Origin of the sequence: Accumulibacter sp., assembly GCF_031732815.1 — a bacterium.
Classification (GTDB): Bacteria; Pseudomonadota; Gammaproteobacteria; order Burkholderiales; family Rhodocyclaceae; genus Accumulibacter.
The window spans coordinates 1-3,314 of sequence record NZ_JAVMKF010000230.1 but is presented as its reverse complement, the minus strand read 5'-3'; the positions used below and the strand labels follow the sequence as shown (position 1 = coordinate 3,314).

Below are 3,314 nucleotides of genomic sequence, written 5' to 3'. Positions count from 1 at the left end.
GCGTCGATGTCGGGCACTTCGAACTGTACGTCGTCGAGCGAGACCTCGAAAGGCTGGCCCTGCCGGTAGTGGATGGGGAAGCGCACGCCGAGGCGGAGGTTGGAGCCGAGTTCGTAAGCGGCGAGTTCCCAGCGATTGTCGTAGACGCTGAAGCCGAGCGCGCGCACGCTGACATAGCCGGAAACGTCGAAGCGGAAGCGGGGTTCGGCGTGCAGGTAGCCTTCGGCGTCGACCTGCAGACCGCGCGCCGGCATCCAGTCGATGTGCACGCCGGCCTCGGCGGCGCCGGCGATGCCCAGCGTGCCGCCAAGTTCGAGGCCGCCGGTGGCGCTGGCGCCGGTGATGCCGAGGCCGATGCCGGCGCGCGCACCGAGGCGGACGCCGGCGTCGGCAGGGACGTTGAGGTGTGCGTCGCCGGTGACGTGCGTGTTTTCTTCGTGCGCCGGGTTGTATTCGATGCCGATGCGCAACTGGTCGAGCGCTCCCGGGCCGATGCCGGCCTGCGCGCTGAGGTTGCCGCCGACTTCGGCGACGATGCCGGGGACGATCGGGATTTGCGTCGCCATGTCGAACAGCGTGCGCCGGATCTCGCGCCGCGGGAAAATCTGCAGCGCGGCGGGCAGACCGATTTCGCCGGAGACGGTGACTTCGCCGTTCGGCGCGAAGCGGATGCCGGCGGTTCCCTGCAGCCAGGGCGCGATCTGCAGCGTTGCCGAGCCGCTGCCATAGACGATGATCGGCGCTTCAGGCGCGGCCGGGCCGGTCGGCTGGCCGTTGCCGTCGAGCGTCCGGTTGGTCGCGCCGGCCTCGACGGTGCCGGAGAGCATGCCGCGCTGGAAGGTGCCGCGGAAAGCGGCGTTGAACGCGCCGTCGTCGTAGCTCACGGTGAGATCGGAGTTGAGGCCGGGAATCGCCGGCTGCGCGCTGCCGGTGGCGGCGACGCGCCAGGTGTCTTGCGGCTTGCGCACGGTGACGTCGATCGATCCGGAGCGGATCGCCGGGTTGGCCGACAGGCGCAGGTTGCCGCCGATCAGTAGGCCTTCCGTTTGTGAATACTCGACGCGCAGGCCGGCCTGCTGGACGCCGGGGATGTCGGGATCGACGCTGCCGTTGGCGGCGAAGCGGCCGGCCTGGTAGTCGATGTGCAGACTGGCCGCGCGGATGCCGCGCACCTTGTTCGGCGAGGTGATCGCCAGGTCGCCGGCGGCGCCGAACTGCTCGTTGCGGTACCACATTTCGATGCTGGCGCGGTCGAAGAGCTGGCTGTCGAAGTCGAAACCGCCGGCGAGTTCGAAGCCCTGGCCGGTGCTTGCCGCTGCTTCGAGGTAGCCGGTACCGAGGCGATTGACTTCGAAGTCGGCGCGCCCCTCGACGCCGAGACCGCGCGCCGAGCTGAAGAAGACGGCCAGCGAAGTGTCCTTCAAGGCGAAAGGCGGCGGCAGCGTCAGCTCGCTGCCCTGAAAAGTCTTGCGCAACTGGATCTCGGCGCCGGTGACGAGAATCCGGATGTCGGCGTTGCCGACGAAGGGGACCGTCGGGAGGACGCGGCCTTCGGCGCGCAGACCGCGCTCGCTCAGGCTGAGGCTGTCGAAGGCGATCGGGCTGAGGCCGGGCAACTGCAGGCTGCTGCGCGCGCCGAAATAGTTTTCCTTGATGTACTCGGCGTCGATCGCGCCGCCGTACATGCCGGGAACGGGCTTCAGGCGCCAGCGCATATCGGGATAGGTGGCGGCGACGGCGCCGGCGCGCGCGTCTTCCGCGCCGTAGGCGCTGACCGTCAGCCAGCCGGCGGTTTCCGCGCTTGCCGGGTTGGGCGTGATTTCGATGCCGGTCAGGTTGACCCGCGGCAACCAGTTGCGGATGGGCAGTGCCGACTGGCGGACGTAGCGCGGCACGCCGCCCTGCGCCGAGGTGAAGACGACGGGTTCGTCCTCGCGGTTGAGCCGGCGCATCTGGTCGCCGGTCATCGGGACCAGGACGTTGAGCGCCTGGCCCTGCAGGATCGCCCGGTGCGACCAGAAGTTCTGCGGATTGCCGGCAGTGCCGCCAAGGTCGAAGGGATGGCTCATGAAGTTGACGTAGTAGGCGCCCCAGCGGCGCAGCGCTTCGAAGCGCAGCGGTGGCTCGCCCGGGTGTTCGCTGGCGAAAAGGCTGACGGCGCGGCGCAGCCGGCGGTCGATTTCGGCGTTCAGGCGGGTTCCCGACGAGCCGTTGGCGGTGGCGTCGAGCAGTTCGAAGTTGGACGCGCGATCGGCCGACGACAGCCCACCATACGAGGTGTCGTCCGGATTGACCAACTGGTCCTCGACCATGTGGTCGATCTGGTACGCCGACGGCCGGCCGCCTTCGTCCCAGAAGGGAACCATGTTGGCTTCGAGAATCTGTTCGGAGTTGCCAAAAAGGACGAACTCCGGGTTGCGCTGCGCGCGGAAAAAGTAGGTATCGCTGTCGCGGTGGTAGCCGCCGCTGATCCGCGCCGTGTCCTTCTTCGCTTCGAGCAGGCGGCTGACCGACCGGCGTACCGAGTCGCGCCAGAATTCGCCCTGCCGGGTGACGCCGCGCGCGCCCGGACGCAGCGCGAGGACCGCCGGGAAGCGGTCGCGGTTGCGCTCCTTGAACGTCGGCAGGCTGACTTCCGGCAACTGCAGGCGCTTGCGCTCGGTGTCGCTGCCCGGATAGCTGCGCGGGACGCGATCGATCACGGTGCCGTCGGAGAGGGTGAACTCGCCGCTCCCGCCAGCCGGCGCAGGCGTGCCCGTGCCGCCGCCACCCGCCGGCGGCGGTGTGCCGTTGCGCTGCAGGCGGCGCGCCGTGTGCGCCTGCTGGACGACGTGCGTCAGTTCGTGCGCCAGCAGTTGGCGCCCGCCATCGCTCGCCGGGTCGAATTCGCCCGGGGCAAAGAAGATGTCGTTGCCGACCGTGAAGGCGCGCGCTCCGGTTTCGGCGCACAAGCCCTGTGCTTCGCTGTCGGTGTGCACGCGAACGTCGGTGAAATCCTTGGCGAAGCGTCCTTCCATCTCGACGCGCAGATGCTCGGGCAGCGGGCTGCCGCTGCCACGGCGCGCCTCGATGCGCTGCTCGGTCGCCTCGCTGACCGCCGTCGCGTTGGCCGCCGGCGTTTCCTCGGCGCGTTGCAGAACGCCGGCACGCTGCACCTTGTCTGCCTCGACGCCTGGCGCCGCCGCTGCGCGCTGGATCTGCTCGGCGGCAGGAAGCGGGGCAATCACCGCGGGCGCCGGCGGCTCGACGCCAGGAGCGACGCTGGCGCGCTGCACGCGCTCGCTGCCGGTGCCCGCTGCCGGCGCGGGCGAGCG

General features: G+C 69.9%; 1 protein-coding gene. It reads right to left on the bottom strand.

What is annotated here, in order from left to right; genetic code table 11:
- Positions 1 to 3,314 (bottom strand): DUF4157 domain-containing protein (locus RKP46_RS14330; RefSeq protein WP_311107259.1); only part of this gene is annotated, 3,314 nt, incomplete at both ends.